The organism is Pseudomonas sp. 2 (genome assembly GCF_056627435.1).
The window spans coordinates 1-24,269 of sequence record NZ_JBWXNG010000014.1 but is presented as its reverse complement, the minus strand read 5'-3'; the positions used below and the strand labels follow the sequence as shown (position 1 = coordinate 24,269).

Below are 24,269 nucleotides of genomic sequence, written 5' to 3'. Positions count from 1 at the left end.
AATTCTTTCTGCGCAGATCGGAGTTCTCGATGTCACCTGTAGCCTTTGTCTACACCTTGCATGTGTTATCGGCGGTGTTGTGGGTAGGCGGGATGTTTTTCGCCTGGATGATTCTGCGACCGGCGGTCATCGCCGCGCTGGAGGGCCCTGCCCGGTTGAAGCTGTGGGTGCAGGTGTTTCCGCGCTTTTTCGTGTGGGTGTGGTGTGCGGTGATCCTGTTGCCGGTGACGGGGATCGGGATGATCAATGTCAATTTCAGCGGATTTCAGACGGCGCCGCGCTATGTGCAGGCGATGATCGGGCTGTATGTGGTGATGGTGGCTTTGTTTCTGCGGATTTCGACGTTGAACCTGCCGCAGTTGCAGAAGGCGGTGGCGGCGGAGCAGTGGGCCGAGGGGGCTGCGGCGTTGGGTGGGATTCGGCGGTTGGTGGGGATCAATTTGCTGATCGGGATTTTGGTGATCTCGATTGGGGCGGCGCGGCCGGGGTTTTCGGCTTTTTGATACTTCGATATTTCGATATTTCGATTGAGAGCTGATCTGGAATTTTTGGTGATGCTGATGGGGTCTGGCTAACGCCAGACCTGTTTCGGCTTCGCCGAGTTACTTGGAAAAGTCGGAATGCCGCACCACCCCCAAGTAACCAAGGGGTCCTGCTCCTGGTTTGGCCCGACTTCGTCGGGTCCCTTCATTCCGGTCTCGTTCCGTGGGCACGGCGCGAAAGGGCCATCCATGGCCCAAGCGCCTCTCGCGACATCCTGTCGCTCGTCCCACTCCACGAGACCTCCATTCAGCCTGCACCCAAGTCGCGTTTGGCGGCGTCTGGGCTATCGCGCATGAAGATCAAGATCAAAAGCGAGAGTTCTGATCGTTCCCACGCTCCGCGTGGTAACGCATTGCGTGACGCTCCGCGTCACTGGGACGCGGAGCGTCCATGGCGGCGTGCCCACGCGGAGCGTGGGAACGATCAGGTGGATGGCGTCCGCCGTTTGCTTTTGATTTGGCTTTTGATCTTCGTACGCGCAAGTCCAGACACCACAAAACGCGACTTGGGTGCAGGCTGAATGGAAGTCTCGTGGAGTGGGCCAAGCGGCAGGATGCCGCGCGAGGCGCGGGGCCATGGATGGCCCATTCGCGCCGGGCCCACGGAACGAGACTGGAATGAAGGAAGTCCGACGAAGGAGGACCCAAACCAGGAGCACAGGGACTTGGTTACTTGGTCCCTTCAAGTAACTCGACGAAGTCGAAACAGGTCTGACGTTAGGAAGAACGCTTTAGATCTTGATCCGACACCATCAGGCCTTCCACCCTCCCCCCATCACCTTGTAAAGCGTGATCCGGTTCGTCTGCTCCGCCAGCCGCAAGGTAATCAGATCCTGCTGCGCGCTGTACAAGGACCGCTGCGAATCCAGCGCCTCGAGAAAACTCTGCGACCCCGCGCGGTACAACGCATCGGCCAATTTGTAACTGGTCTCGCTGGCCTGGGTCAGATCGCGCTGCGCCTGCAAACGCTCATCTAGTGTGCTGCGCACCGCCAGCGCATCGGCCACTTCCTTGAACGCGGTCTGTAACGTCTGCTGGTAGGTCTGCACCTGAATCTGCTGCTCGACTTTCGCCTGATCCAGCGCCGCGCGGTTGCTGCCGGCGTTGAAGATCGGCAGGTTGATGCTCGGTGCGAAGGTCCACGCGCCGCTGCCGGCCTTGAACAGCCCCGACAGATCACTGCTCGCCGTGCCGCCACTGGCGGTCAAGGTGATGCTGGGAAAGAACGCCGCGCGGGCCACGCCGATATCGGCATTCGCGGCCTTCAAGGAATGCTCGGCCGCCAGCACATCGGGGCGGCGCTGCAACAGGCTCGACGGCAGTTCATCCGGCACCTGCACCAACACCGCCGCCTGCTCAAGCTCGTCGCCGGGCAGCAGGTCGTCAGGGATCTCGCTGCCGAGCAACAACCGCAACGCGTTCTGGTCCTGGAGAATCTGGCTGCGGTAGGTCGCGACATCGCCTTGCGCTGAATTCACGGTGGTCTGCGCCTGGGCCAGGGCCAAGCCGGACGAGCCGCCCATGTCGTGGCTGCGGCGGGTCAGCTCATACGTCTGCTGCTGGCTGCGCAAGGTTTCCTGGGCCAGTTTCAGGCGTTGATGATCGGCTTCCAGGGTCAGCCAGGCGGTGGCCACTTCGGCCACCAGACTGATCTGCGTGCTGCGTCGGGTTTCGTTCAGCGCCAAGTAGTCTTCGAGGGCTGCGCCTGTCAGATTTTCCACCCGGCCGAAGAAGTCCAGCTCATAACTGCTCAAGCCGATCTCGGCGCTGTATTGATGGCTGGTGCTGGCCACGCCGCTGCTGGACAACGACGCGGGCGAACGACTGCTGGTGCCGGAACCGGTGGCCGAGATCGCCGGAAAGGCGTCGGCACGCTGAATGCGATACGCCGCCCGGGCCTTTTCCAGGTTCAGCGCCGCCAGCCGCAGGTCGCGATTGTTGACCAGCGCCAGGTTCTGCAATGTGCGCAGTCGCTCATCGGTGAAAAAGCTTTCCCAGCCGATATCGGCATTGGTCTGGCCCTTGACCGGGGTGCCAGTGCGCCAGTCCTGGGCCACCGGCGCTTCAGGGCGCACGTAGTCAGGCGCTAGGTTCACGCAACCGCTCAAGGCGATCATCAACAAGGACAGGGAGAAACCACGTCGCGACATCATGCTTCACCTCCAGACTCACGGGTCGCCTGCGCGCGGGGTGGCAACGCTTGAGCGTTCTCGGCTTTTTTGCCGAAGAATTTTCGAATCAACACAAAGAACAGCGGCACGAAGAACACGCCCAGAATCGTCGCCGAGAGCATCCCGCCCAATACGCCGGTGCCGATCGCACGCCGTCCGCCTGAGCCTGCGCCGCTGCTCAGGGCCAGTGGCAGCACGCCGCACATGAACGCCAGCGACGTCATCAGGATCGGTCGCAGACGCAGGCGCACGGCGTGCAGGGTCGCGGCGACGAGTTCCTGCCCTTGTTCCTGCAAATGCTTGGCGAATTCGACGATCAGGATCGCGTTCTTCGCCGCCAGGCCCACAGTAGTCAGCAGGCCGACCTGGAAGTACACGTCGTTGGCAAGCCCCGTAAAACGCGTCGCCAACACGGCGCCGACCACGCCCAGCGGCACCACCAGCATCACCGAGAACGGCACCGACCAGCTTTCGTACAACGCCGCCAGGCACAGGAAGACAAACAGAATGGAAACGGCATACAGCAACGGCGCCTGAGAGCCCGACAGGCGTTCTTGATAAGACTGGCCCGTCCACTCGTAGCCGATGCCTTCGGGCAGTTGCTTGACGATGGCTTCCACCGCATCCATTGCCGCGCCGGAACTCACCCCCGGGGCCGGGTCGCCGACCAGCTCCAGCGACGAGCTGCCGTTGTAGCGCTCCAGCAACGGCGAGCCATAGGTCCACGAATAGCGGGCGAAGGACGAGAACGGCACCATTTCGTCCTTGCTGTTGCGCACGAACCAATGGTCCAGGTCCTCGGCCTGCATTCGCGTGGCCGCATCGCCCTGGATGTAGACCTTCTTGACTCGCCCCTGATTGAGGAAGTCGTTGACGTAGCTGCCGCCCAGCGCCGCCGACAGGGTGTCGTTGATGTCGCTGGTGGTCAGGCTCAAGGCGCCGGCCTTGCGGTCGTCGATGGCGATATGGAGGGTCGGCGCGTCATCCAGGCCAGTACTGCGCACGCCTTGCAGCAGCGGTTGTTGCTTGGCCAGCGCAATGAACTGCTCGCGCGCCTTGACCAGCGCGTCATGGCCCAGGCCGCCCAGGTCTTTGAGTTGCAGATCGAACCCCGAACTCTGGCCCAGCCCACGAATGGCTGGCGGCTGGGCGACGAACACATCGGCATCGCTGATCGACGACAGCGCCTGGGTCGCCCGCGCGGCGATCTCGGCCGAGCCCTGCCCTGCGCCCAACCGCTCGCTCCAATCCTTGAGCTTGATGAAGGCCCGCGCCGAGTTCTGGCTGTTGCCGCCCATCCCCAGGCCGGTGATGCCAATGACCGCTTCGACTTCCGGCTGCTTGAGGATGTAATCCTCGAACTGCTTCATCACCGCCTGCGTGCGGCTGTCGGTGGCGCCCACCGGCAATTGCATCTGCGCCATGAGGATGCCCTGGTCTTCGTCCGGCAGGAACGAGGTCGGCAGACGCGCATACACCACGCCCATCACCACAATGATCAGGCCGTACACCACCAGGCTGCGGCCGCTGCGCTGCAGAATCCCGCCGACCACGCCCTGATAGCGCTCGGCGTTGTGCTCGAAGGTGCGGTTGAACCAGCCGAAGAAGCCGCGTTTTTCGCCGTGGCGGGCGTCGGATGGCCGCAGCAGGGTCGCGCATAGCGCGGGCGTCAGGGTCATCGCCACCAGTACCGACAGCAGCATGGCCGCGACGATGGTCACCGAAAACTGTCGGTAGATGATCCCGGTCGAGCCCGCGAAAAACGCCATGGGAATGAACACCGCCGAGAGCACCAAAGCGATGCCGATCAGCGCGCTGGTGATTTCCTTCATCGACTTGCGCGTCGCCTCCAGCGGCGACAGCTGGTCCTGCACCATCACCCGCTCGACGTTCTCGACCACGACAATCGCGTCGTCCACCAAGAGGCCGATCGCCAGCACCATGCCGAACATGGTCAGGGTGTTGATCGAGTAACCGAACAGCGCCAGCACCCCGAACGTGCCCAGCAGCACCACCGGCACGGTGATCGCCGGAATCAGCGTGGCCCGCAGGTTCTGCAGGAACAGGTACATGATCAGCACCACCAGCACGATGGCCTCGAACAGCGACTTGACCACTTCCTCGATGGAAATCTGCACGAAGGGCGTGGTGTCGTAGGCGATCACGGTCTTGAGCTGCATGTCCTGAGGGAAGAACGCCGACAACTCCGCCAGCTTGGCCTTGACCGCCTCGCCCACCGCCAGCGCGTTGGCATTAGTCGCCAGTTGCACGCCCATGGCCGCCGCCGGACGGCCATCCAGATTGGTGGCGATGCTGTAGTCGTCGCTGCCCAGCTCGATGCGCGCGACATCGCCCAGCAGCACCACCGCGCCGTCGCTGGCCGACTTGACCACCACGTTGCGAAACTCTTCGACGGTCTGCAGCTTGCTGCGGGCATTGATGGTGGCGTTGAGCTGCTGGCCGCTGCGCGCGGGCAAGGCGCCGAGCTGGCCGACTGAAACCTCGGTGTTCTGCGCCTCCAGCGCGGTGGTGATGTCCGAGGGCATCAGGGCGTATTTTTCCAGTTTGGCCGGGTCCATCCAGATGCGCATGGCGTAACCGGCACCGAGGGTTTTCACCTCGCCCACGCCGTCGACGCGGCTGATCTGGTCCAGCAGCGTGCTGGAAATGTAATCACCGATTTCGGTGCCGGTGGTGTCCGGGTTGTCCGAGACCAGCGCGGCGATCATCAGGAAGTCCGAGCCGCCCTTGGTCACGGTCAGGCCCTCGCTCTGCACCGACTGCGGCAGGCGCGATTCGGCCTGCTGCAGCTTGTTCTGCACCTGCATCTGTGCCACGTCGGCGTTGGTGCCGGCGGCGAACGACAGGTTGATGCTGGCGCTGCCGTCGGAGCTGCTGGAGGCCGACATGTAGGTCAGGTTGTCCAGGCCCTTCATCTGTTGCTCGATGACCTGGGTCACCGAGTCTTCCACGGTCTTGGCCGACGCACCGGTGTAGGTGGCAGAAATCCTGACCGTGGGCGGCGCGATGTCCGGATACTGCTCAAGGGGCAGTGAACTGATCGACAGCGCGCCGCCGAGCATGACGATGATCGCCAGCACCCAGGCGAAGATCGGGCGATCGATAAAGAAAGCAGCCATCGATCAACCCTCCTTGACCGCAGTGGGCTGGGTTGCGGCAGCGGTCTGGCTGGAGCTCGTGGCCGGGGACGTCTGCACGGTTTCGCCGACACGAACCTTCTGCCCGCCTTCAATGATTACCTGCTCGCCCGCCTTGAGCCCTGCACTGACCCACCACTGGTTGCCCACCGCACGGGGGATGGTCAGAGCACGCTGCTCGACCTTGCCGCCGGAGACCACCAGCGCCGACGTGCTGCCGTCCTTGCTGCGGGTCACGGCCTGTTGCGGCAGCAGAATCGCGTTGTCGTCATGGCCCTGCTCCAGCACGCCGCGCACGTACATGCCCGGCATCAGCAGGCCATCGGGGTTGGGCACCACGGCGCGCAGGGTCACGGTGCCGGTGCTTTCGCTGACACTCACGCCGCTGAACTTGAGCTGGCCCTGATGGGCGTAGGTGCTGCCGTCTTCGAGCAGCAGGGTGATCGGCGCTTCGCCAGCGGCATTGCTTTTCAGCGTGCCATCGGCCAGTTGGCGCTTGAGCTTGAGCAGGTCGGCGGTCGATTGAGTGACGTCGACGTAGATCGGGTCCAGTTGCTGCACGGTGGTCAACGCCGTGTCCTGATTGGCGACCACCAGCGCGCCGGGGGTGACCGTCGAGGTTTCGATGCGCCCGCCGATCGGCGAAGTGACCGTGGTGTAGGCCAGGTTGATGCGCGCGGTTTCAACGCCTGCCTGAGCGACCTTCACCTCTGCCTCGGCGGTCAGCAACGCGGCCTGGGCGTCTTCGTTGTCCTGCTGGCTGATGGCGTCGATCTTCGCCAGCCCCGCGTCACGCTTGGCGGTCAGCTGTGCAGACTTGAGTGTGGCCTGATCCTTGGCCAGTGTCGCCTGGGCTTCGGCCAGCGCGGCCTTGTAGGTCGCGGGGTCGAGCTGATACAGCGCCTGCCCGGCCTTGACCTCGGCGCCTTCGACGAACAGGCGCTTCTGCACGATGCCGCCGACCTGCGGGCGGATATCAGAGACCATGAACGCCTGGGTGCGCCCGGCCAGTTCCGTGGTGAAGGATTGCGGCTGTGGCTGCACGGTCAGGACCGTGACCGAGGGCGTGACCGCCGCGGGCATGGCCGACGCATCCTCTTTCGAGCAGCCACCCAGAACACTCAGGATCACCAGCGTGACGATGCACGCCAGGGTGACCAGACTTTTGGCGAAGAGCTTGGTGGACATGAAGGAACCTCGGGGTGCAGAAATATTGAGGCGCACCTTAAGAGGCAAATGTGCAGAGAAATTGAAGATTGCCCGCAAGCCTTGTTTCTCGGGGCGGCAGGCTTCTAAATGGATGCTCAATGTTCACGCACATCCGTAGCAGCACGGCTTGCCGGCGGGGGCGATCTTGAGTACGACCCGCCGGCAAGCCGTGCTGCTACGGGCGGGTTCAGTATTCAGAACAAGAACACGCATGGACTTCCCGAGAGATAAACCGACCTCATGAAACTGAGCATTTCCACCAAACTGTTCCTCGCGGTGCTGGCCAGTGTCGCACTGGTCATCCTGAGCATGAGCCTGGCGACGGGCTGGAGCTTCGGCCGCGGGTTTCTCGGTTACCTCAACGAGCAGGCCCTGCAGCGCATGGACCCGATCCTGCCGCGCCTGGCCAAGGCCTGGGAGCAGGATGGCAACTGGAACAAATTCCATGACGACCCGCAGAACTGGTTCGAGATTCTGCGTCCTGAACAAAACCCCGACATTCCGTTGGGCACGCGCATTCGCACGCCGCCGGTGTCGGACCTGACCGGCGCCATCTTCCGGGTGGCGTTGCTCGACCGGCAGCGGCAACTGGTGATCGGCTACGGCGTGGTCGCCGATGAAAGCATGCTGCGCCCCATCGAGGTGGCCGGCGAAACCGTGGGCTGGCTGGCGGTGACGCCGTTTCAGAGCGTGACCGAAGCGGGCGGCCAGCGTTTTCAGGCCTATCAACTGCGCGCCAGTCTGATCATGGGCGTGATCTCGTTAGTGCTGGCGATGCTGATCGCCTGGTGGATCGCCCGCACGTTGCTCACGCCGGTCAAGCAAGTCGCCGCCGCCACCCACCGGCTGGCCGCCGGGCACTACGCAGAGCGGGTGTCGGTGTCAGCCAATGATGAAGTCGGGCAACTGGCCAAGGACTTCAACCAGCTGGCCCTGACTCTGGAACGCAACGAACAGGTGCGCCGCGAGTTCATGGCCGACGTCTCCCACGAACTGCGCACCCCGCTGGCCGTCCTGCGCGGCGAGCTGGAAGCCATCGAAGACGGCGTTCGCAAGCTGGACGGTGACTCGCTGAAATCCCTGCAGGGCGAGGTCGGCATGCTCAGCAAACTGGTGGATGACCTGTACGAATTGTCTCTGGCCGATGTCGGTGCCCTGACGTATCGCAAGCAGCCACTGGAGGTTCAGGAAATCCTCGGCCACAGCGCCGCGATGTACCAGGAGCGCTGCCATAGCGCCGGGCTGAGGCTGCAGGTGAACCTGGCGAAGGAACCGATGCGCGTGTCTGCCGACCCGCAGCGCCTGCAGCAGCTGTTCGGCAATCTGCTGGAGAACGCCGTGCGTTACACCGATGCCGGTGGCGACATCCGCATCGAAGGGGGCATCGAGCACGAGCAGATTCTGCTGACGGTTTCCAATTCAGGGCCGGGCGTCAGCGATGAGCAACTGGCCCATCTGTTCGAGCGTTTCTACCGCGGCGACGCTTCGCGCAGCCGGGCCAGTGGCGGCGCCGGGCTGGGCTTGGCGATCTGTTCGAGCATCGCCCAGGCCCACGGAGGCACCCTCACAGCCGAACATTCACCCCTGGGCGGCCTCAAGCTGACCCTGCGCCTGCCCCGGGAGGCCTAAGCCATGAGCAAGATCCTGATTGTCGAAGACCAGCCCAAACTCGCCGCCCTGCTGCGCGACTACGTGCAGGCCGCCGGTTACAGCGCCCTGTGCATCGACAACGGACTGGACGTGGTCGCCGCCGTGCAGGTCGAGGAACCTGCGCTGATCCTGCTCGACCTGATGCTGCCTGGCCGCGATGGCCTTGAAGTGTGCAAGGACCTGCGCCGCTTCAGCAGTGTGCCAATCATCATGATCACAGCAAGAGTCGAAGAAGTGGATCGTTTGATCGGCCTTGAAGCCGGCGCCGACGACTACATCTGCAAGCCGTTCAGCCCGCGCGAAGTGGTGGCGCGGATCAAAGCGATCCTGCGCCGCGGGCGGCTGCTGGAACCGGCCGCTGCGCCGCGTTTCGTGATCGAAATGGATCACCATCGAGCCACCTTCGACGGCGTGGCGCTGGTGCTGACGCCGGTGGAGCTGCGCCTGCTGGACACCCTGTCGGCCTCGCCGGGGCGGGTGTACTCGCGGGACCAGTTGCTCGACCGGCTGTATTTCGACCACCGCGTGGTCACCGACCGCACGGTGGACAGCCACATCCGCAACCTGCGGCGCAAACTCGAAGCCGTCAGCCCCGATGAAGACATCGTCCAGTCGATCTACGGCGTGGGCTACAAGATGGAGTTTTGAGGGTAAACCCAGTCCAGTTCAACTGTGGGAGTGAGCTTGCTCACGAACGCCATGGATCAACCGCCGAAGATCCAGCGGATGCACTGGCTTCTTCGTGAGCAAGCTCACTCCCACAGAAACAGCATTGATCCGAAACAGAGTATTGCCCGCCAGCTTTTAAAGTTTGCGAACGCTCACCGAACCGGCCGGCCCTACCGCCCCGCTCTGGCCCTTCTCGCCATTCTTGCCCGACTTGGCGCCATCGGCCCGATAGATCAGGCAGCCCTTGGACGCACCGCCCTTGCCGCCGCGCCCGCCATCGCCACCAATACCACCGGCGCCGCCCTGGACGTTGACCTTGACGCGATCGTCCGGGAAGCTCTGCGGCAGTTCCAGGCGCACCAGCGCCCCCGGCGCGCCGTCGTGGCCGTTGCCGCCGTTGTCGCCGTCGGTACCGCGACTGGCCGAGCCCCAGGTGCAGCCCGGATCCTTGCCGTTGCCGCCATCAAGCCCGACATAACCGGGCGAGCCGGCGCCGCCACGGGCATCGATGGACAGCACGTCGGCATTCAACTGCTCGACCCGCAGGTTCAGGTTGCGCCCAGGCAACGGCGCCTTCTCGAACGTGCCCGGCGCACCGCGCGCGGTGATCTGCGCGCCACTGCCCAGATCGCCCTGCTTGACTTGCAGTTTGAACGGCTCGTTGCCAGGCACGATGGCGATGCGCGACTCATGGCCCATCACCAGTTGCCCGACCTGGACTTCGGTGAGGCCTGCGGGAATCAGCAGGGTGGCGTAATCGGCCACTTCCAGACGCTCGAGTTGCAGCACGCTGGTGTTGCTCGGCAGGCGCATCAGCGAATGCGGCTCCACCGAGATGGCCTGGGCCATGGTCAGGGAACTGCTCAGGGCCGACAGCACGCCGGCTGTCATCAGCAACGCATTACGCATGGTGAACCTCCGCCGGGCGGCGACCGAAAGATTGCAGGTGAAAGATACCGAAGACGAGGATTTTGAAACGGTCGGACCAGGGATGCGCACGCCCGCGCAGGCTGCCATTGAAGAACAGCAGTTCCAGCACGTGCACGCCGAGCAGGAACGCACCTGCCAGTTTGATCAATAGTGCAAAGGGCACGGCCAGGGTCATGGCCTGATTGGCCAGCACCACTGCCCAGAACCCCAATGTCAGGAGTTTCCCCAACCCGCAGAACAGTTTCATGACACGCCTCTGGTGTTTTCTTATGGCTGTGCGGCTTGAACGCTTCGCGCACAGTATGGCGACCGGGGGTGACTATGCCAGAGGGTTGGTTGGGTTGTCGTGGGTTTGTGAGCTGATCCGAGCGTTGTGGTGACGCTGAATTCGTCGAAGCACGATCAAGAGCGCTCTTCCTAACGTCAGATCTGTTTCGACTTCGTCGAGTTACTTGAAGGGACCAAGTAACCAAGTCCTTCTGCTCCTGGTTTGGCCCGACTTCGTCGGGTCCCTTCATTCCGGCCTCGCTCCGTGGGCCCGGCGCGAATAGGCCATCCATGGCCCCGCGCCTCGCGCGGCATCCATGCCGCTTGGCCCACTACGCGAGACCTCCATTCAGCCTGCACCGAAGTCGCGATTTGTGTCGTCTGGAAGAGTTTCGCATGAAGATCAAAAGCCAAATCAAGAGCATGACGACGACGCCTCCCCCGTAGCAGCACGGCTTGCCGGCGGGGGGCGATTTTGAGGGCCACCCGCGGGCAAGCCCGGCTGCTACGGGACGATTAAACGCGCGCTTTTGATTTGGCTTTTGATCTTCATGCGCAATAGCCCAGACACCACAAAACGCGACTTGGGTGCAGGCTGAATGGAAGTCTCGTGGAGTGGGCCAAGCGGCAGGATGCCGCGCGAGGCGCGGGGCCATGGATGGCCCATTCGCGCCGGGCCCACGGAACGAGACTGGAATGAAGGAAGTCCGACGAAGGAGGACCCAAACCAGGAGCAAGACACCTTGGTTACTTGGGTGTCTTTTCCAAGTAACTCGACGAAGTCGAAACCAGGTCTGGCGTTAGCCAGAACCCATCAGCATCAACTCGATTCCGAACTTGCACACGATTGATGCATCAACAAAAAACCAAAAAAGAAAACCCCGCCAATCGACGGGGTTTTCCTCATTTCACAGAACGCATCAGATCAACGATTGATCTTGATCTCCACACGACGGTTCAGCGCACGACCTTCGGCCGTTTTGTTGTCCGCCACCGGACGGCTCTCGCCATCACCCTCGACCGACACGAACGCACTGCGCGAAACACCCGCGCCCACCAGATAATCGGTTACCGAATGCGCGCGGCGTTCCGACAGTTTCTGGTTATAGGCATCACTGCCCACGCTGTCAGTGTGACCGCTCACATGCAACTGCACATTAGGCGCTTCGGTTTTCAGCTTGGTGGCCACCGCGTTGAGCTGCTGCTTGTCACCCGGAGTCAGGGTCGCCTTGTTGAACTCGAAATGCACATCACGAATCGTGATCACTTCTTCCTTCGGCAGCACCACAGGCGCAACCGGCTCAGGCGCTGGTGTCACGATCGGGCAACCGGTCGCATCGACAGGCGTGCCTTTTGGCGTGTTCGGGCACTTGTCGACGCTGTTCAGAACGCCGTCGCCGTCATCATCGCCATCACCGTGGACGTAGCAATAGGCGCCCGCCATCACACCTACCGCGGCGCCGAAGCCTGCCGCGACCGAAGCGGTCTGGAATGCACCGATCGCACCACCTGCCAACGCGCCACCGGCAGCGCACAGCGGCCAATCGGTTTTCTGCAAGCCGGCACAACCGGTCAACACACTGGTGACCAAAATCAGAGGTAACGCTGTGCGAATCATGCTCATACAGTTCTTCTCCTTTGGTATCGGCTAAAACCGACTGAAATTCAGTAAAGACGGCCCCTCGCCAGTTTTCCACTCTCGATACCCGCCAAGTGCAGCAAAACCGGGTGTTTTCTTGAAATAGCCAATTGCCTTCACCGCACAGGCTTTGTCACGGGCGTCGATAAAAAAGTTCAAGCACTAGGCCACGATCTTTCGCCGCGCTAACCTTGCGAGCTCAATTGAGGGATTTCGATGACTGACAGTTTTTCCACTCGCACGCCTCAGCAAGCGCTGGCCGCCCTGCTGGACCGTTACGCGCCCAAGCGTCTGCTGCTGATCGGCGCCGACAGTTTCCCGGCCCTGCAGGCCTTCAAGGACGCGCACCCGGGCACCGAACTGGCCCAGGCCGCCCCCGGCCCGCTGCCGGCCGAACTTGCCGGGCAACGCTTCGATCTGGCGCTGGTGGTCGACTGTCTGGAACACATCCCCAAGCGCGCGGGCCTGGAATTGCTGGGCGGCATTCGCAACCTCAACGCCAGCCGCATCGCCGTGCTGGCGGACCTCAAAGCCTGCGGCTGGCAGACCACCGATTTCTATTCGCTGGCGCTGCAGGCCAGCGAACGCTTCGCCCGTGACGAGCAGGTGCTGACCCTGTTCACCTACGATCTGCGTGAGTACAAACAGGTGCCGGACTGGCTGAACGCGAAGTTCTGGGCCAACCCGGAAATGTTTGGCAAGTACTGGTGGTAAACCCATGAATATCAAGGGCTTACCTCACAATGAACGCTGTCGAAGCTATGCCAGAGCAGGGCCAACTGTCACCAGCCTGTAACCAGCCTTGTCACCAACGACCATCTCAGGCCCTTTCGGTCTGGCACTACAGACGGTCAGGAATCTACTACCTGAGGGTTCGCCCTCGGGGATGCTCTACCCGTAGTCTCGCCATCTCTCTCCGTTCCACCGATAGGCCAACCGCTATGCAGTTCTCCAAGGACATCCTCAAGACACTGGCTGTCTTCCACCTCGACCGCCCTGAGGCTTCGTGGGAGGACCTCAAGGAACGCCTCAAGGAGATCGCTGAGGACGCCCTACAGGGCCATAGCGAGGACTCACGGGGCCTCTACATGGAAATCTATGACCAGATGAGCAACCACCTCGCTGAGGCTGCCTCGCTTGGTCGGTTCACTGGGAGCCAGCAGCGAGCCATCGGGACAGGCCAGCGGGTTCTCAGGGCTGCTCAGGAGCGTCTTGAGGGTCGCCCTGAGGAACTCACGGAGATCATTGGGGAGCTGTCTTGTAGCACGTCTGTAGCCCCTTCTGTGTCCCTATCTGTAAATGCGTCCTCGACAGACCCGATTACATTCGAGGGCCTCGCTGAGCTGTTCATTAAGGAACGCCAAGGCAACGTGGAAGGCTCGACCCTGAAGGCCATTCAATCGAACTGTAGGACGCTCTCAGGGCTTCTCGGGGACCTCAACATAAAGACCCACACACGCGCTGACATGGTGGCCCTCAAAGAGCGTGTGATGGATGGCCGCAAGGTCCTGACAGTCAACAAGCTATTGACCCAGCTATCCACCGTCATGGACTGGGCTGTTAACAACGGCTTTCTTGAGCGCTCCTATGACAAGGGTCTGAAGATCGAGAAAGGGGCTGACAGTGAGCGTAGGCCGTTCTCTCGTGATGAGGTGGCAACCATCATGGACCATGCCAACGCCCTGCCTGCAACTGACTGGAAGCGCTGGGCGCTGTCTCTGGGAGTCCTCACAGGTGCCCGAATTGGCGAGCTGTACCAACTGACTCAAGACGATGTGAAGCAAGTGAATGGCATCACTGTCATCGACATCAACAAAGATGAGCAAGGAAAGACCCTGAAGAATGACTTTTCAGTTCGACAGGTGCCTCTGGTCGATGGGGCCTATGGGTTTTCCCTCAAGACCTTCCTTGAGTGGGTCGCATCGGAACCCGGCAAGCTGTTCAAGGCGAAGGCCCACTATTTCAACAAGCCGCTCAATGAGGCCCTACGTGAGCCGCTGGGGTTGAAGGCAGGCAGTGATCAGTCGTTCCACTCGCTGAGGCATTCTCTGTCAGGTCTGCTGAAGGCCGCTGCGACCCCTGAGGTCATCGCTCAGAGCATCACCGGGCATAGCTCAGGGAATATCACTTACGACCTCTACGCGGGGTCTCAGAGGGTTCCTGTGGGGACACTCTATGAGGCGCTTGTGAAAGCGTTTTCGATGGTGAAGCCTTGAAGTGGCAAGAGTCGCGCATTTGTGATGTCGTAATGGTATTATTTATGCTTTGGCAAAGGAGATTGCAGATGCGCAGGAGTTATAAGAGGTGGGGGGTGTTGCTGGCGATCACTGTTTCCCAGCTTATTAGCTTATCGGCCTTTGGGGAGACAAAGTGGATAAACTTGGGCGAAACAAGTGACGGCATTAAATTTGAAGCCAAACCCGGCTCATTCGAGTTTTCAGAAAACAGGGAGAAGACGCCTATCGCGGTACTTGTGGGAAGGCAGTACTCCTCAAAATCAAAGAGTATCGAATTACGAAAATGGTACGTCACAGCCGCCGACTGCCACAATAAAATGGGCAAACTAATAAGCCTATCCGTTAGTGGCGAATTTCAATTTGAAAGTGATTTTATATTTGACGGAGGAACAGTGGCCTCGTCAATTGCCAAATTTATTTGTGACGTGGCCGATCAAAGTATAAAGAACGCCAGCGGCAAGAGTTTGTAAAAGGTGCGCAACTCGTTGACTCTTTCTGCACAACATTAGGACTGGAGCAAGTTCACTCCTTTGGACCCGATATCCAGTGCATATTTTATGAGATCGGTGTCGCTAAAAACCCTCACTATGGCTGCACGTTCGCAGCGGCCATATGAGGACCACTATCATGACCCTGCTCACTCAACCCGGACCACTTCACCGTCACGTCGATCACGAAACAGGCACCATCCTTCACACTGACCCGATCACAGGCGAAGTCGTTAGCCGCAAGGATATGGTCCGACCGGCAACCCTCGAAGCCCAGTATCAGGCATGGGCCGCTGAGCGTCGTGCCGATGAGTCCCTCTCTGAGGACCACCAGAAAGCCGCCAATGGCCTTTCCAGCGAGACCCAAGGGCAATCCCAAGAGACCCCAAGCGATGAACCCAAGCGAGGCCGTGGACGCCCAAAGGCCACCTTCGCTAACCCTGTCGCAGCCTATATGTACCTGCTTGCGATTCCCGATCCGCTGACATGGGTAGACGACATCGTTACTGGGTCGATCATCACCAGTGCCGGAGTTACCAACGGAAAGATCAACGTTAAGGCCCGAGCGGTCATCGGTGCGTTGTTCCTTTCGGAGATCACAGCGGACGCCTGTAAGACCAATGAGTATTCCTTGAGGACCGCCCAGCGCATCGCCAAGGCTGCCCGACACGCCGCCCATGGGATCGCTTCGTATGTGGAGAGACACCCAGACATCAAGGCTGAGATTGTGGCCGAGGTGGGCGCAGAGGCTCTATTCCGGGGCTTAGCGACTTAACGCCGGATAATATAAAGAAAATCTCAACGACCTCTCAACGACCATCAGAATAGACCAGCTCATCGACCAGACCCAGAGGGAGAGGGGTTGTTAATTACAACTCCCCTCATCTCTCAGTCATCTCAAAGGGCATCTTAAAGAACAACCGAAAGGAGACCTCTCATCATGACCAGCATTGTCTGCCCAGCTAACTCATGCCTCACCACTGAACAATTGACCACCTTATCCATGGTCTTCCCTCGACCTGCTCGTGCTCAGCTCATCGAACTACGGAACATCCTTAGCGACTACCGGGCCGCATTCAGAGTCTATAAGGCAGGCGAAGTAACTTTCGACATGGAGGGTCTCGCTCAAAGAGTCCTCGTTAAGTGTCCCGCTAAAACACTCGACCGCTTGAACCAACTGCTCGACCAAGGGCTTTGTCTTCAAGCAATCGCAGTGACGCCTTTGAAGATTCCATTGAGTGGCCCCGAGGGAATCTCACTCACAACTTGAAGGCAACCGTCAAGACTGTCGTTAAAAACCCTCACTATGGGTAAGACAGAAGGACCAACAACAAAAAATAATTTCTCTCTGCCATTGCTGCACAGCCGTTGCCACGGTTGAACCCTTCGCAATACCGATGCCCTTCAGGCCCGCCATGTCCTGATCGACCAGCGTCACCAGAATCCAAACCTCAAATCAAGAACTCATTCGTCAGCCTTGGAAGGTGCCCACGCGGCTCTCTCCTTGCCGTCTTGTCGTGCGCATCTATGGCACCAAGGCTGAGCGAATGGGTCACCTCACAGGAGAACCCAACCCATGAAAATCACCATCACCAAAGTCCTGAAGAACGAAGTCACCGTGTCGGGCCAGACCCTTAACCGTGAGTACGTCGAGAACATCATGCTGCCCATGCTGGTCGCCCAATGCGGGACCGTTAAGGGCCAGCAATTCGAGATCGTTAAGGCGTTCGATGAGGCCGGTCTATCGCTCCAAGCGATTCCCGTAGTTGCCCGAGAGTACCGCCAAGACCAGCACCAGAAGGCCCAAGAGAAGGCTCAGAGAGAGGCTGAGGCCCGTTGGCATCAAGAGCGCTGCCGTGAGTACACACCTCGTGAGATCGCCCAAGCGAAGGCCGATAAGGAAGCCCGAGCCGCTGCCATTCGTGAGCATGGTGCCCGTATCCGTGCTGCCTCCCGTGCCAATAGCGCTGGCTGGTAACAGCACCTCGACACACAACCACTTCATTCATCTATTCAGGAGAAACAACCATGACTAAGCCATTCCAGTACACCAAACCATCGACCTACACCACCGCCATCACCGATGAGCACACTGGGTCGATTCGATTCAACACTGCTGATGTTCGCCCAGAGACCCAAGCGGCCACTGATGTATCCGTCTATGTGGAGGCCCTTGTGGAGGCCGCTGAGGAATACCTGAACGGCGATGAGTGGCGAGAGGCTGCCATGGAGGCAACCCCTTGCGAGTTCCGTCCGGCTGGCTCTGAGGCCACTGGGCAACAAATCATCACCATGGCAGACCGCTCTGTCACCTTCGATCCCCGCAAGAACTGGGATAACAAGACCATCGACAAGGGTGAAGTCCTGGCCGGTTCTGTGATCTTCACCGAGGCCACCGACACAGCATTGGTCATCAGCCACCGCGCCACCATCCTCGACCACAACCTGATTGCAGGCTTCACCGTCCAAGCCATGGAGCAGACCGCTGACAAGATGCTCCGTGACATCGAACTCAATGCAGCCGGTAAGGTCGCTGCCATTTTGGCGACTGCCCCAAGCACCGAGAGCGTCTCTGAGGCCAAGCCCACCGGCAAACCCGCCGAGATCGCTGAGGACCTCATCGACATCCTCACGACCCACGTTAACCAGACTGTAGGGACCTCGCTGAGTGACTTCGTGATCTTGCTGCCCGTGTCTCTGGTGGCAGTCCTTGAACGTGCTGCTCAACGTGCCGGTCTGGGTTCTATTGAGGACCTCATTGGCGCAGGCGTACAGCCATACAACGGCACCGACCACGGCATCTTCCTATTGCCCAAGCTGTTCACCTCACTGAGCTACCGTGAGCGCCGGGACGGCAACATCTGGCGCATCGAAGCGACCCGTAACCCGAACGCCCAAGGCTGGGACCTTGAGATCATGGCTGAGGTGGACATCATCGCCAATGGCATGGTCAAGGTGAAGCTCACTACCGATGGCCTTCAGACCGTCCAAGTGCCCTTCCCGCTGGTCACCAATGTGAAGCTGACCGCCTGACCACTTAGCTCCTAAGGGGCCCGCAATGGGCCTCAATGGGGCTTCTACAGGAGACCAATGCCATGAGTCAGCCAATGACCAGAATCCAACGCAAGCGCCTTGTAGTGGCCTTATCAGCTTCCCTCAATGGGCTCCCTATGGGCCCCGCTGTGGCTCGCTTTGAAGCCTATGAGCGTGAGCGTAACCGTGTCCGCAAGGCCGTGAGAGCCAAATGACATAGACCAGTAAGACCGACTCAAAGAGCCCGGCATGGTCTCCCTTACCTAAATCCACTCACTGTTGCGACCAATACCTTAACCGCTGCACCTGCCCGTCGCTGGGCATCATCCAATCGAAAGTCTTTCTGTTTGCCCTCTGTGCCACTGTCAGTACCCGTCATGGGGTCTTTCGGCTGCCCGTGGGAGCGAACTCAGAGAGCAAACAAAAGGAAAACATGACCATGAATATCGACATCAAACACAAGCATTCCGGCCACGTCATCATCATCAAAGGTCACGCCTTCAAAGCAAACGACCGGGGCCAATGGGACCTGACTGACATCTGGCGAACCCTGAAGCTGCCCAAGGGTAAAGCTCCGGCACAGTGGCGAACCAAACAAGCCCAGCGTCTGGAAGCTATGCAGAATTTGCACAGCTCCAATGGCACAGGCTCTTGGGCTACCAAGCGAGCGACCATCGAGTACGCTGGCTGGGTCTCAGACGAGTTCAAGGATATGGTCTATGACGCCTTCGAGGCGATCCTTGAGATGCCTGAGGTGGCCTCACTGGTTGCCGACAAGATGGCCTCACTGGGCAATGACCATAGTGCAGACATCCTCAAGCGCATGACCTTCAACGACAAGTGCGATTGGAAAGCCCTCAAGGCTCCCCACAAGAATACTCAAAGGGGTCTCCGTGCTGCCGTAGCGAAAGGCAATCTGACTCCACAGAGAGCCGCTGAGCTGGGCCTCAAGATCACCTAATCATCAACCTATAGGAGAACCCCATGGACCACCTACAGGCCCTCTACTGGGTCTGTCTGGCCGTTCAACTGGGGTTCTGGTTGTGGTCTCGCAGGCCACCGTAGTTAGCTGCTCGCCAGCTCACAGCAGGCCCTTTGAAAATCTGCCACAAAAATCTGAGCGACCACCATTACAAGACTTCCCGCGCAGGCTCCCCCCGTAGGCCCTCGCATGGGTGCCCGTGGGCGCGTTAAGGACCCCAGCTAATTCGCCCTTGCGGTCTCGCTGTCTGTCACCAACACTGTCACCAGCTTTGTCACCAAATTCCTTGAGGTCCTCTATGAAGCCCGCTACGCTTGGCCTGCCACCATGCCCCTCACAGTTCTGGGCCAATCCGGAAAATTTCGGAAAGTACTGGTGGTGAGGTTCGCAGCATGAGTGCAGCAATTTGCCCTTGCGGCAGCGGCAACCTTCTGGACGGTTGCTGCGGTCGCTACCACGCAGGTCTGGCCGCGCCGTGTGCCGAGGCGTTGATGAGGTCGCGTTACAGCGCCTATGTGCTGGGGCTGGTGGACTATCTGCTGGACACCACGCTACCGGTGCAGAAAGCCAGCCTGGACCGCGAATCGATCAGCCAGTGGAGCGCGCAGAGCACCTGGCTGGGGCTTGAAGTCGAGAGCGCAGAGCTTTTGGGCGGCAAGCCGGAACACGCCTTTGTCACCTTCACCGCCCGCTGGCACGATGCGGCGGGCGAACACAGCCACCGGGAACGCTCGGCATTCGTGCAGAATCAGGGCCGCTGGTATTTCATCGACCCCACCGTGCAGCTCAAGGCCGGGCGCAATGATGCGTGCCCGTGCGGGAGTGAGTTGAAGTTCAAGAAATGCTGCTCGGCGTACATGGCCTGACGCACTCGCCGTTTCTGCACGAACACCGCCCCCGTAGCAGCACGGCTTGCCGGCGGGAGCGCTGGATCAGTCAGTGATGTATTGCCTGACACACCGCCCCGCCGGCAAGCCGTGCTGCTACGGGGATCGAGGTCAGATTCGTCAGGCGAGTTTCAGATGCGAAATATCCGGCACCAGCACGTGCTCTTCTATCTTCTCCTGCCCCATGTCGCTGCCCGCCGGGGCCAGGCTCAGGCCTGACAGGTCCAGCCTTGGCGCCACTGGAGCGGCCTTAGGGTCCTGGACGTCCTTGCCCAGTTCCGACAGGGTGAAATCCGGCGCTTCGACATCCACAAAAGCCGCCATATAGACATCCCGGGGTTCGAGCTTCGATAGCCCGCTCTTTGCGTCGGTCTTTGGCGCTGGCGCGGCTGCGGAAGACTTGCGCGCCCAGCTTGGCTCATCCGGCGGCGGTGCCAGTTCGACTTCCTCGACTTCAACCTGAGCGGGTGCCGGCTCAGGCTCGGCGACCACTTGCCCGGGCATTTCCACCACCTGAACCTGCGCACCGGCGCGCTCGAGGGTTGAACGGTACTTCTCGGCGCCCGCCTGATCGAGGTTATTCTTCAACACCAGCCGCCGCCCGGAAAACAGCAGTGCGATACGCTGGGCGTCAGCCTGGAACAGTTTGGCCAGGTTGGCCTGGACGCGGTCCAGTTGTGCGCCAGGTACCAGTTGGCCGGAAAAAACAATTTCGTACAGCTTCATGGGTCAATACTCCTTCGACACATGGCATGAGTATGGCGCAGGCTCTATGTAACAGCGAGTGGCCCCGAATCGGCGACTTGCCAGGCGGCCAGCCTGGGTATTGGATAGAACCGGGCCCGACAGGGAGTGAAGCAATGGTTGTTCAGGCAAAACTTATCAGAATCCTCTGCATCCTGATGATGCTGGCATCTTCCGGCTGCGCATCACTGTTCACCGGTGGCAGCGAGGACGCCAGCGTCAAGCTGCTCAAGGTCGACGTGGTCAAGGCCAGGTTGCTCAAGCAGGACATGAAGCTGCGCTTTCGCGTGGACAACCCCAACGACGCCAGCATCTGGGTGCGCGGCATGAGTTATCAGGTGACGCTCAACGGCATCCTGATCGCCGATGGCGACTACAGCGATTGGTTCATCGTAAAGGCAGGCGGCCACCGCAACTTCACGGTCCCGATCCGCACCAACCTCTGGGAGCACCTCAAGGACGTCACGCGGATGCTGGGCAAACCGAACCAGCCTGTCCAATATCGGCTGGAGGGCGACCTCAAGACCGGATTTATCTTCGGACACCGCGTGCGTATTGATCGCAATGGCGAGATACTACCCGGCGATTTGATTCCGGAGTAACCCCATGAACCAGCAACCTCACGTGCACGGTCCTGACTGCAACCACGATCACGACCATCACGATCACCACCACGACCACGGCCATGTGCACGGCCCGCACTGCAACCACGAGCCCCAGGAGCCGGTCCGCAACGCGCTCAAGGACGTGGGTCGCAACGATCCTTGCCCATGTGGCAGCGACAAGAAGTTCAAGAAGTGCCACGGCGCGTAATACGCGGCGTTTGAACCCGCTGTATAAGATGTGGGAGTGAGCTTGCTCACGATTGGGCATGCGAATCGACACTGAGGTGTTTGAGCTGACTCATTCGTGAGCAAGCTCACTCCCACACAGAGGTGCATTATCTCCTTCAAGGATGCGGGCCTGCTGCCTGCTCAGCGGCCGCGATATCCTGCCCCATCATGAAAATAATCCCCCTCTCCCCGCTTGCACGGCGCCTGCCCGCTCACTAACGTAGCGCGTTTCCAAACGCATCCCTTCGCAGGAGCTACATCCATGGCCTCGCCAGCCCGCTTCCCCCTGAAATCTCGACTCAGCACGACCGCGGCCATGCTGGGGCTACTGAGCCTCGCCGGTTGCCAGCTGGGCGGCGAAGACCGTGACAACCTGCCGCCTGTAAGCGGTGTCTACGCGATCAAGGGGCTGGCGCAGAACGTGTCCGTGCGTCGCAACAACCTGGGCATGCCGCTGATCGAAAGCAGCACTTTCCATGACGCGCTGTTCACCCTGGGCTACGTGCACGCCAGCGATCGCATCTCGCAAATGGTGCAAATGCGCCTGTTGGCGCAGGGCCGTCTGTCGGAAATCGCAGGCCCCGGCGCGCTGGACCTGGACCGCATGCTGCGCGCCGCCAACCTCAAGCAGACGGCGGGCGATCTGTACAACGCGTCCAGCCCTCGCCTGAAGCGCTTCTTCGAGGTCTACGCCCGGGGCGTCAACGCCTACCTGTTCCGCTACCGCGACAAGCTGCCGTCGGACCTGGCCGATGCCGGCTACAAACCCGAGTACTGGAAGCCGGAAGACTCGGCGCTGATCTTCGCCCTGCTCAACTTCAGCCTGTCGGTGAACCTGCAGGAAGAGATTTCCTCGCTGGTGCTGGCGCAGAAGGTTGGGCCTGAGAAGCTGGCGTGGCTGCTGCCGACCTACCCTGACGAAGAACTGCCGTTCGCCGAGGCCGACAAGCTCAAGGGTCTGAACCTGGGCAGCCAGCTGCCGGGCCTGAGCGATCTGGACAAAGCCGCATTACAGCTCTCGGACCTCAACCTGCTGGGCGTTTCGGCGTCCAACAACTGGGTTATCGCCCCGCAGCGCGCCCGCGCGGGCAAGAGCCTCTTGGCCACCGACAGCCAGTTGCCCGCGACCTTGCCGTCGATGTGGAATTTCGTACAGATCCGCGCGCCGAAATACCAGGCCGCCGGCGCCACCGTCGCCGGCTTCCCGCTGGTGCTCTCGGGCTTCAACGGCAAGCTGGCCTGGGGCATGGGCCCGGCCATGGGCGACAATCAGGACCTGTTCCTGGAAAAGCTCAAACGCGAAGGCAACCGCCTGATGGTCATGGCCGACGGCAAGTGGGTTCCGGCTGGCGCCCACGAAGAAACCTATTTCGTACGCGGCGAGCGGCCGGTTCGTGAAGCGGCCTACAGCACCCGCCACGGCGGCCTGCTCAACGGCAGCGCGGCGCAACTGGCCAGCGGCCTGGGCATCGCCCTGCAGACCCCGGACGCCAAGGACGACAAATCGCTGGATGCGCTGTTCGACCTGACCCGCGCGCAGAACGTCGAGCGTGCCTTCGACACCACCCGCGAGATCCGCGCCATCACACTGAACATGGTGTTCGCCGATGCCTCGAACACCGGCTGGCAAGTCACCGGCCGTTACCCTAACCGCCGCGAAGGCCTGGGCCTGATCCCGTCGCCGGGCTGGGATGGCCGTTACGACTGGGACGGCTACGCCGACGCCATGCTGCACCCGTACGACCAGGACCCGCAGCAAGGCTGGATCGCCACCGCCAACCAGCGCACCATGCCCAAGGGCTATGGCATGCAGCTGTCCAACTCATGGGACTACCCCGAGCGCGCCGAACGCATCGCGCAACTGGCGGGCAGCGGCAAGCAGGACACCCGCACCACCATCGGCATGCAGTACGACCAGACCACCACTTTCGCCGCCAAGCTGAAGAAGATGTTCGAAGCGCCGGGCATGGCCACGCCGCTCAAGCAAGCCATCGACGCCCTGCCCCCTGCCGACCGCGACAAGGCGCGCGAGGCGTTGAGCCGCCTGATGGCGTTCGACGGTCGCCTGTCGCCTGTGTCAGCCGATGCGGCTATCTACGAGCTGTTCCTGCAGGAAAGCGCGAAGCAGATTTTCCTCGACGAACTGGGCCCGGAAAGCAGCCCGGCGTGGAAAGCGCTGGTACAAAACGCAGACCTTTCCTACTCGCCGCAAGCGGATCATCTGCTCGGTCGTGAGGACAGTCCGTACTGGGATGACGTCAAAACCCCACAGAAAGAAGACAAGCCAACCATCCTCGCCCGCAGCCTCGCAGCCGCCATTAAAGCCGGCGAAAGCCAGTTGGGCGGCGATCACAAGGCCTGGCAGTGGGGCAAGTTGCACCAGTACAAATGGACCTCGCAGAGCGCGCAGATCGCAGCGGCGCTGGGCGGCAGCAAGGCCAGCGTGATCAAGGGGCCGATGGCGGCAGGCGGCGATCACACGACGCTGAATGCCTCGGGCTTCCATTGGGGGCAGGATTTCGACGCCGCGGTGATTCCGGCGATGCGCATGATCGTCGACTTCGCCCAGCAAGAACCGATGATGGCGCAGAATGCCGCGGGGCAATCCGGTAACCCGGCCAGCCCGCACTATGCCGACGGGATTGATCCTTGGGTCAAGGGGCTTTATATGTCGGTGCCGATGCAGCCGGAGAATTTCGAGAAGGTGTATGGGAAGCAGCGGTTGACGTTGACGCCTGGTAAATGAGTCGTTTCGAGTTGGCGCGTCTTTTGGCGAGCTGATCCGGGATTTGTGTTGGCGCTGGATTCGCTGTTCTGGCTAACGCCAGAC

Annotated in this window: 21 protein-coding genes; 14 read left to right on the top strand and 7 right to left on the bottom strand. The window is 60.8% G+C overall.

The features are described 5' to 3' along the window. The first annotated feature begins 29 nt into the window (after positions 1-29). On the top strand, positions 30-503 hold the full coding sequence (locus AC1MEK_RS21450) for a DUF2269 family protein (protein WP_480398285.1): 474 nt from the start codon (positions 30-32) through the stop codon (positions 501-503). A 791-nt stretch (positions 504-1,294) separates the two neighbouring features. On the opposite strand, the gene AC1MEK_RS21445 is transcribed toward AC1MEK_RS21450, so the two are convergent. The 3 genes from AC1MEK_RS21445 to AC1MEK_RS21435 are packed head-to-tail and all read right to left on the bottom strand — an operon-like array spanning position 1,295 to position 7,059. Then, positions 1,295-2,692 (bottom strand): efflux transporter outer membrane subunit, encoded by a 1,398-nt coding sequence (locus AC1MEK_RS21445; RefSeq protein WP_480398414.1) that lies wholly within the window; start codon positions 2,690-2,692, stop codon positions 1,295-1,297. Next, a complete protein-coding gene (locus AC1MEK_RS21440; RefSeq protein WP_480398284.1) occupies positions 2,692-5,853 on the bottom strand; it encodes an efflux RND transporter permease subunit in 3,162 nt (1,053 codons plus the stop codon). The genes AC1MEK_RS21445 and AC1MEK_RS21440 overlap by 1 nt, the downstream gene beginning before the upstream one ends. 3 nt (positions 5,854-5,856) lie before the next feature. Further along, positions 5,857-7,059: an efflux RND transporter periplasmic adaptor subunit gene (locus tag AC1MEK_RS21435; RefSeq protein ID WP_480398283.1), complete on the bottom strand. Its 1,203-nt coding sequence runs from the start codon at positions 7,057-7,059 to the stop codon at positions 5,857-5,859. 261 nt (positions 7,060-7,320) lie between these two features. Here AC1MEK_RS21435 and AC1MEK_RS21430 point away from each other — a divergent pair, with 261 nt between their 5' ends. Together AC1MEK_RS21430 and AC1MEK_RS21425 are read left to right on the top strand one after the other, a co-directional pair. Next, positions 7,321-8,709 (top strand): ATP-binding protein, encoded by a 1,389-nt coding sequence (locus AC1MEK_RS21430; protein ID WP_480398282.1) that lies wholly within the window; start codon positions 7,321-7,323, stop codon positions 8,707-8,709. 3 nt (positions 8,710-8,712) lie between these two features. Next, complete coding sequence (locus AC1MEK_RS21425) at positions 8,713-9,378, top strand: response regulator (protein ID WP_480398281.1); 666 nt, start codon at positions 8,713-8,715, stop codon at positions 9,376-9,378. A 156-nt stretch (positions 9,379-9,534) separates the two neighbouring features. Here the strand turns inward: AC1MEK_RS21425 and AC1MEK_RS21420 are convergent, their stop codons facing one another. From AC1MEK_RS21420 to AC1MEK_RS21410, 3 genes are all read right to left on the bottom strand, one after another. Beyond that, entirely contained in the window at positions 9,535-10,308 is a 774-nt protein-coding gene (locus AC1MEK_RS21420; RefSeq protein WP_480398280.1) for a collagen-like protein, read from the bottom strand. Beyond that, the gene (locus tag AC1MEK_RS21415) at positions 10,301-10,576 is read right to left on the bottom strand and encodes a DUF1145 domain-containing protein (protein ID WP_480398279.1); all 276 of its coding nucleotides are present in this window, start codon (positions 10,574-10,576) and stop codon (positions 10,301-10,303) included. Before AC1MEK_RS21415 ends, AC1MEK_RS21420 begins: the two co-directional genes overlap by 8 nt. A gap of 945 nt (positions 10,577-11,521) precedes the next feature. Continuing rightward, on the bottom strand, positions 11,522-12,220 hold the full coding sequence (locus tag AC1MEK_RS21410) for a PA1041 family peptidoglycan-binding anchor lipoprotein (protein WP_480398278.1): 699 nt from the start codon (positions 12,218-12,220) through the stop codon (positions 11,522-11,524). 231 nt (positions 12,221-12,451) lie between these two features. Here AC1MEK_RS21410 and AC1MEK_RS21405 point away from each other — a divergent pair, with 231 nt between their 5' ends. From AC1MEK_RS21405 to AC1MEK_RS21370, 8 genes are all read left to right on the top strand, one after another. Continuing rightward, the gene (locus tag AC1MEK_RS21405) at positions 12,452-12,949 is read left to right on the top strand and encodes a DUF6231 family protein (protein ID WP_480398277.1); all 498 of its coding nucleotides are present in this window, start codon (positions 12,452-12,454) and stop codon (positions 12,947-12,949) included. Between the two features lie 227 nt (positions 12,950-13,176). Then, positions 13,177-14,451: a site-specific integrase gene (locus AC1MEK_RS21400; RefSeq protein WP_480398276.1), complete on the top strand. Its 1,275-nt coding sequence runs from the start codon at positions 13,177-13,179 to the stop codon at positions 14,449-14,451. A 95-nt stretch (positions 14,452-14,546) separates the two neighbouring features. After that, a complete protein-coding gene (locus AC1MEK_RS21395; protein WP_480398275.1) occupies positions 14,547-14,942 on the top strand; it encodes a hypothetical protein in 396 nt (131 codons plus the stop codon). A gap of 157 nt (positions 14,943-15,099) precedes the next feature. Next, positions 15,100-15,735 (top strand): hypothetical protein, encoded by a 636-nt coding sequence (locus tag AC1MEK_RS21390; protein WP_480398274.1) that lies wholly within the window; start codon positions 15,100-15,102, stop codon positions 15,733-15,735. Positions 15,736-16,536: 801 nt separating this feature from the next. Next, complete coding sequence (locus AC1MEK_RS21385) at positions 16,537-16,938, top strand: hypothetical protein (RefSeq protein ID WP_034112190.1); 402 nt, start codon at positions 16,537-16,539, stop codon at positions 16,936-16,938. Between the two features lie 50 nt (positions 16,939-16,988). Next, on the top strand, positions 16,989-17,993 hold the full coding sequence (locus tag AC1MEK_RS21380; RefSeq protein WP_480398273.1) for a hypothetical protein: 1,005 nt from the start codon (positions 16,989-16,991) through the stop codon (positions 17,991-17,993). Positions 17,994-18,432: 439 nt separating this feature from the next. Continuing rightward, positions 18,433-18,954, top strand: a complete 522-nt coding sequence (locus AC1MEK_RS21375) for a KilA-N domain-containing protein (protein WP_480398272.1) — start codon at positions 18,433-18,435, stop codon at positions 18,952-18,954. Between the two features lie 413 nt (positions 18,955-19,367). Further along, positions 19,368-19,841: a YchJ family protein gene (locus AC1MEK_RS21370; protein ID WP_480398271.1), complete on the top strand. Its 474-nt coding sequence runs from the start codon at positions 19,368-19,370 to the stop codon at positions 19,839-19,841. A 141-nt stretch (positions 19,842-19,982) separates the two neighbouring features. On the opposite strand, the gene AC1MEK_RS21365 is transcribed toward AC1MEK_RS21370, so the two are convergent. Then, entirely contained in the window at positions 19,983-20,588 is a 606-nt protein-coding gene (locus AC1MEK_RS21365; protein WP_480398270.1) for a hypothetical protein, read from the bottom strand. 134 nt (positions 20,589-20,722) lie between these two features. Here AC1MEK_RS21365 and AC1MEK_RS21360 point away from each other — a divergent pair, with 134 nt between their 5' ends. From AC1MEK_RS21360 to AC1MEK_RS21350, 3 genes are all read left to right on the top strand, one after another. After that, positions 20,723-21,208, top strand: coding sequence for an LEA/WHy family protein (locus AC1MEK_RS21360; RefSeq protein WP_480398269.1), 486 nt, complete (start codon positions 20,723-20,725; stop codon positions 21,206-21,208). 4 nt (positions 21,209-21,212) lie between these two features. After that, on the top strand, positions 21,213-21,419 hold the full coding sequence (locus AC1MEK_RS21355; RefSeq protein WP_480398268.1) for an SEC-C metal-binding domain-containing protein: 207 nt from the start codon (positions 21,213-21,215) through the stop codon (positions 21,417-21,419). A gap of 282 nt (positions 21,420-21,701) precedes the next feature. Then, positions 21,702-24,185, top strand: a complete 2,484-nt coding sequence (locus tag AC1MEK_RS21350) for a penicillin acylase family protein (protein WP_480398267.1) — start codon at positions 21,702-21,704, stop codon at positions 24,183-24,185. Positions 24,186-24,269 lie beyond the last annotated feature (84 nt).

Excerpts from the sequence above, each read along its gene's own strand:
- AC1MEK_RS21450 (WP_480398285.1), top strand. The coding sequence starts at position 30 with ATGTCACCTGTAGCCTTTGTCTACACCTTGCATGTGTTATCGGCGGTG.
- AC1MEK_RS21445 (WP_480398414.1), bottom strand. The coding sequence starts at position 2,692 with ATGTCGCGACGTGGTTTCTCCCTGTCCTTGTTGATGATCGCCTTGAGC.
- AC1MEK_RS21440 (WP_480398284.1), bottom strand. The coding sequence starts at position 5,853 with ATGGCTGCTTTCTTTATCGATCGCCCGATCTTCGCCTGGGTGCTGGCG.
- AC1MEK_RS21435 (WP_480398283.1), bottom strand. The coding sequence starts at position 7,059 with ATGTCCACCAAGCTCTTCGCCAAAAGTCTGGTCACCCTGGCGTGCATC.
- AC1MEK_RS21430 (WP_480398282.1), top strand. The coding sequence starts at position 7,321 with ATGAAACTGAGCATTTCCACCAAACTGTTCCTCGCGGTGCTGGCCAGT.
- AC1MEK_RS21425 (WP_480398281.1), top strand. The coding sequence starts at position 8,713 with ATGAGCAAGATCCTGATTGTCGAAGACCAGCCCAAACTCGCCGCCCTG.
- AC1MEK_RS21420 (WP_480398280.1), bottom strand. The coding sequence starts at position 10,308 with ATGCGTAATGCGTTGCTGATGACAGCCGGCGTGCTGTCGGCCCTGAGC.
- AC1MEK_RS21415 (WP_480398279.1), bottom strand. The coding sequence starts at position 10,576 with ATGAAACTGTTCTGCGGGTTGGGGAAACTCCTGACATTGGGGTTCTGG.
- AC1MEK_RS21410 (WP_480398278.1), bottom strand. The coding sequence starts at position 12,220 with ATGAGCATGATTCGCACAGCGTTACCTCTGATTTTGGTCACCAGTGTG.
- AC1MEK_RS21405 (WP_480398277.1), top strand. The coding sequence starts at position 12,452 with ATGACTGACAGTTTTTCCACTCGCACGCCTCAGCAAGCGCTGGCCGCC.
- AC1MEK_RS21400 (WP_480398276.1), top strand. The coding sequence starts at position 13,177 with ATGCAGTTCTCCAAGGACATCCTCAAGACACTGGCTGTCTTCCACCTC.
- AC1MEK_RS21390 (WP_480398274.1), top strand. The coding sequence starts at position 15,100 with ATGACCCTGCTCACTCAACCCGGACCACTTCACCGTCACGTCGATCAC.
- AC1MEK_RS21385 (WP_034112190.1), top strand. The coding sequence starts at position 16,537 with ATGAAAATCACCATCACCAAAGTCCTGAAGAACGAAGTCACCGTGTCG.
- AC1MEK_RS21380 (WP_480398273.1), top strand. The coding sequence starts at position 16,989 with ATGACTAAGCCATTCCAGTACACCAAACCATCGACCTACACCACCGCC.
- AC1MEK_RS21375 (WP_480398272.1), top strand. The coding sequence starts at position 18,433 with ATGAATATCGACATCAAACACAAGCATTCCGGCCACGTCATCATCATC.
- AC1MEK_RS21370 (WP_480398271.1), top strand. The coding sequence starts at position 19,368 with ATGAGTGCAGCAATTTGCCCTTGCGGCAGCGGCAACCTTCTGGACGGT.
- AC1MEK_RS21365 (WP_480398270.1), bottom strand. The coding sequence starts at position 20,588 with ATGAAGCTGTACGAAATTGTTTTTTCCGGCCAACTGGTACCTGGCGCA.
- AC1MEK_RS21360 (WP_480398269.1), top strand. The coding sequence starts at position 20,723 with ATGGTTGTTCAGGCAAAACTTATCAGAATCCTCTGCATCCTGATGATG.
- AC1MEK_RS21355 (WP_480398268.1), top strand. The coding sequence starts at position 21,213 with ATGAACCAGCAACCTCACGTGCACGGTCCTGACTGCAACCACGATCAC.
- AC1MEK_RS21350 (WP_480398267.1), top strand. The coding sequence starts at position 21,702 with ATGGCCTCGCCAGCCCGCTTCCCCCTGAAATCTCGACTCAGCACGACC.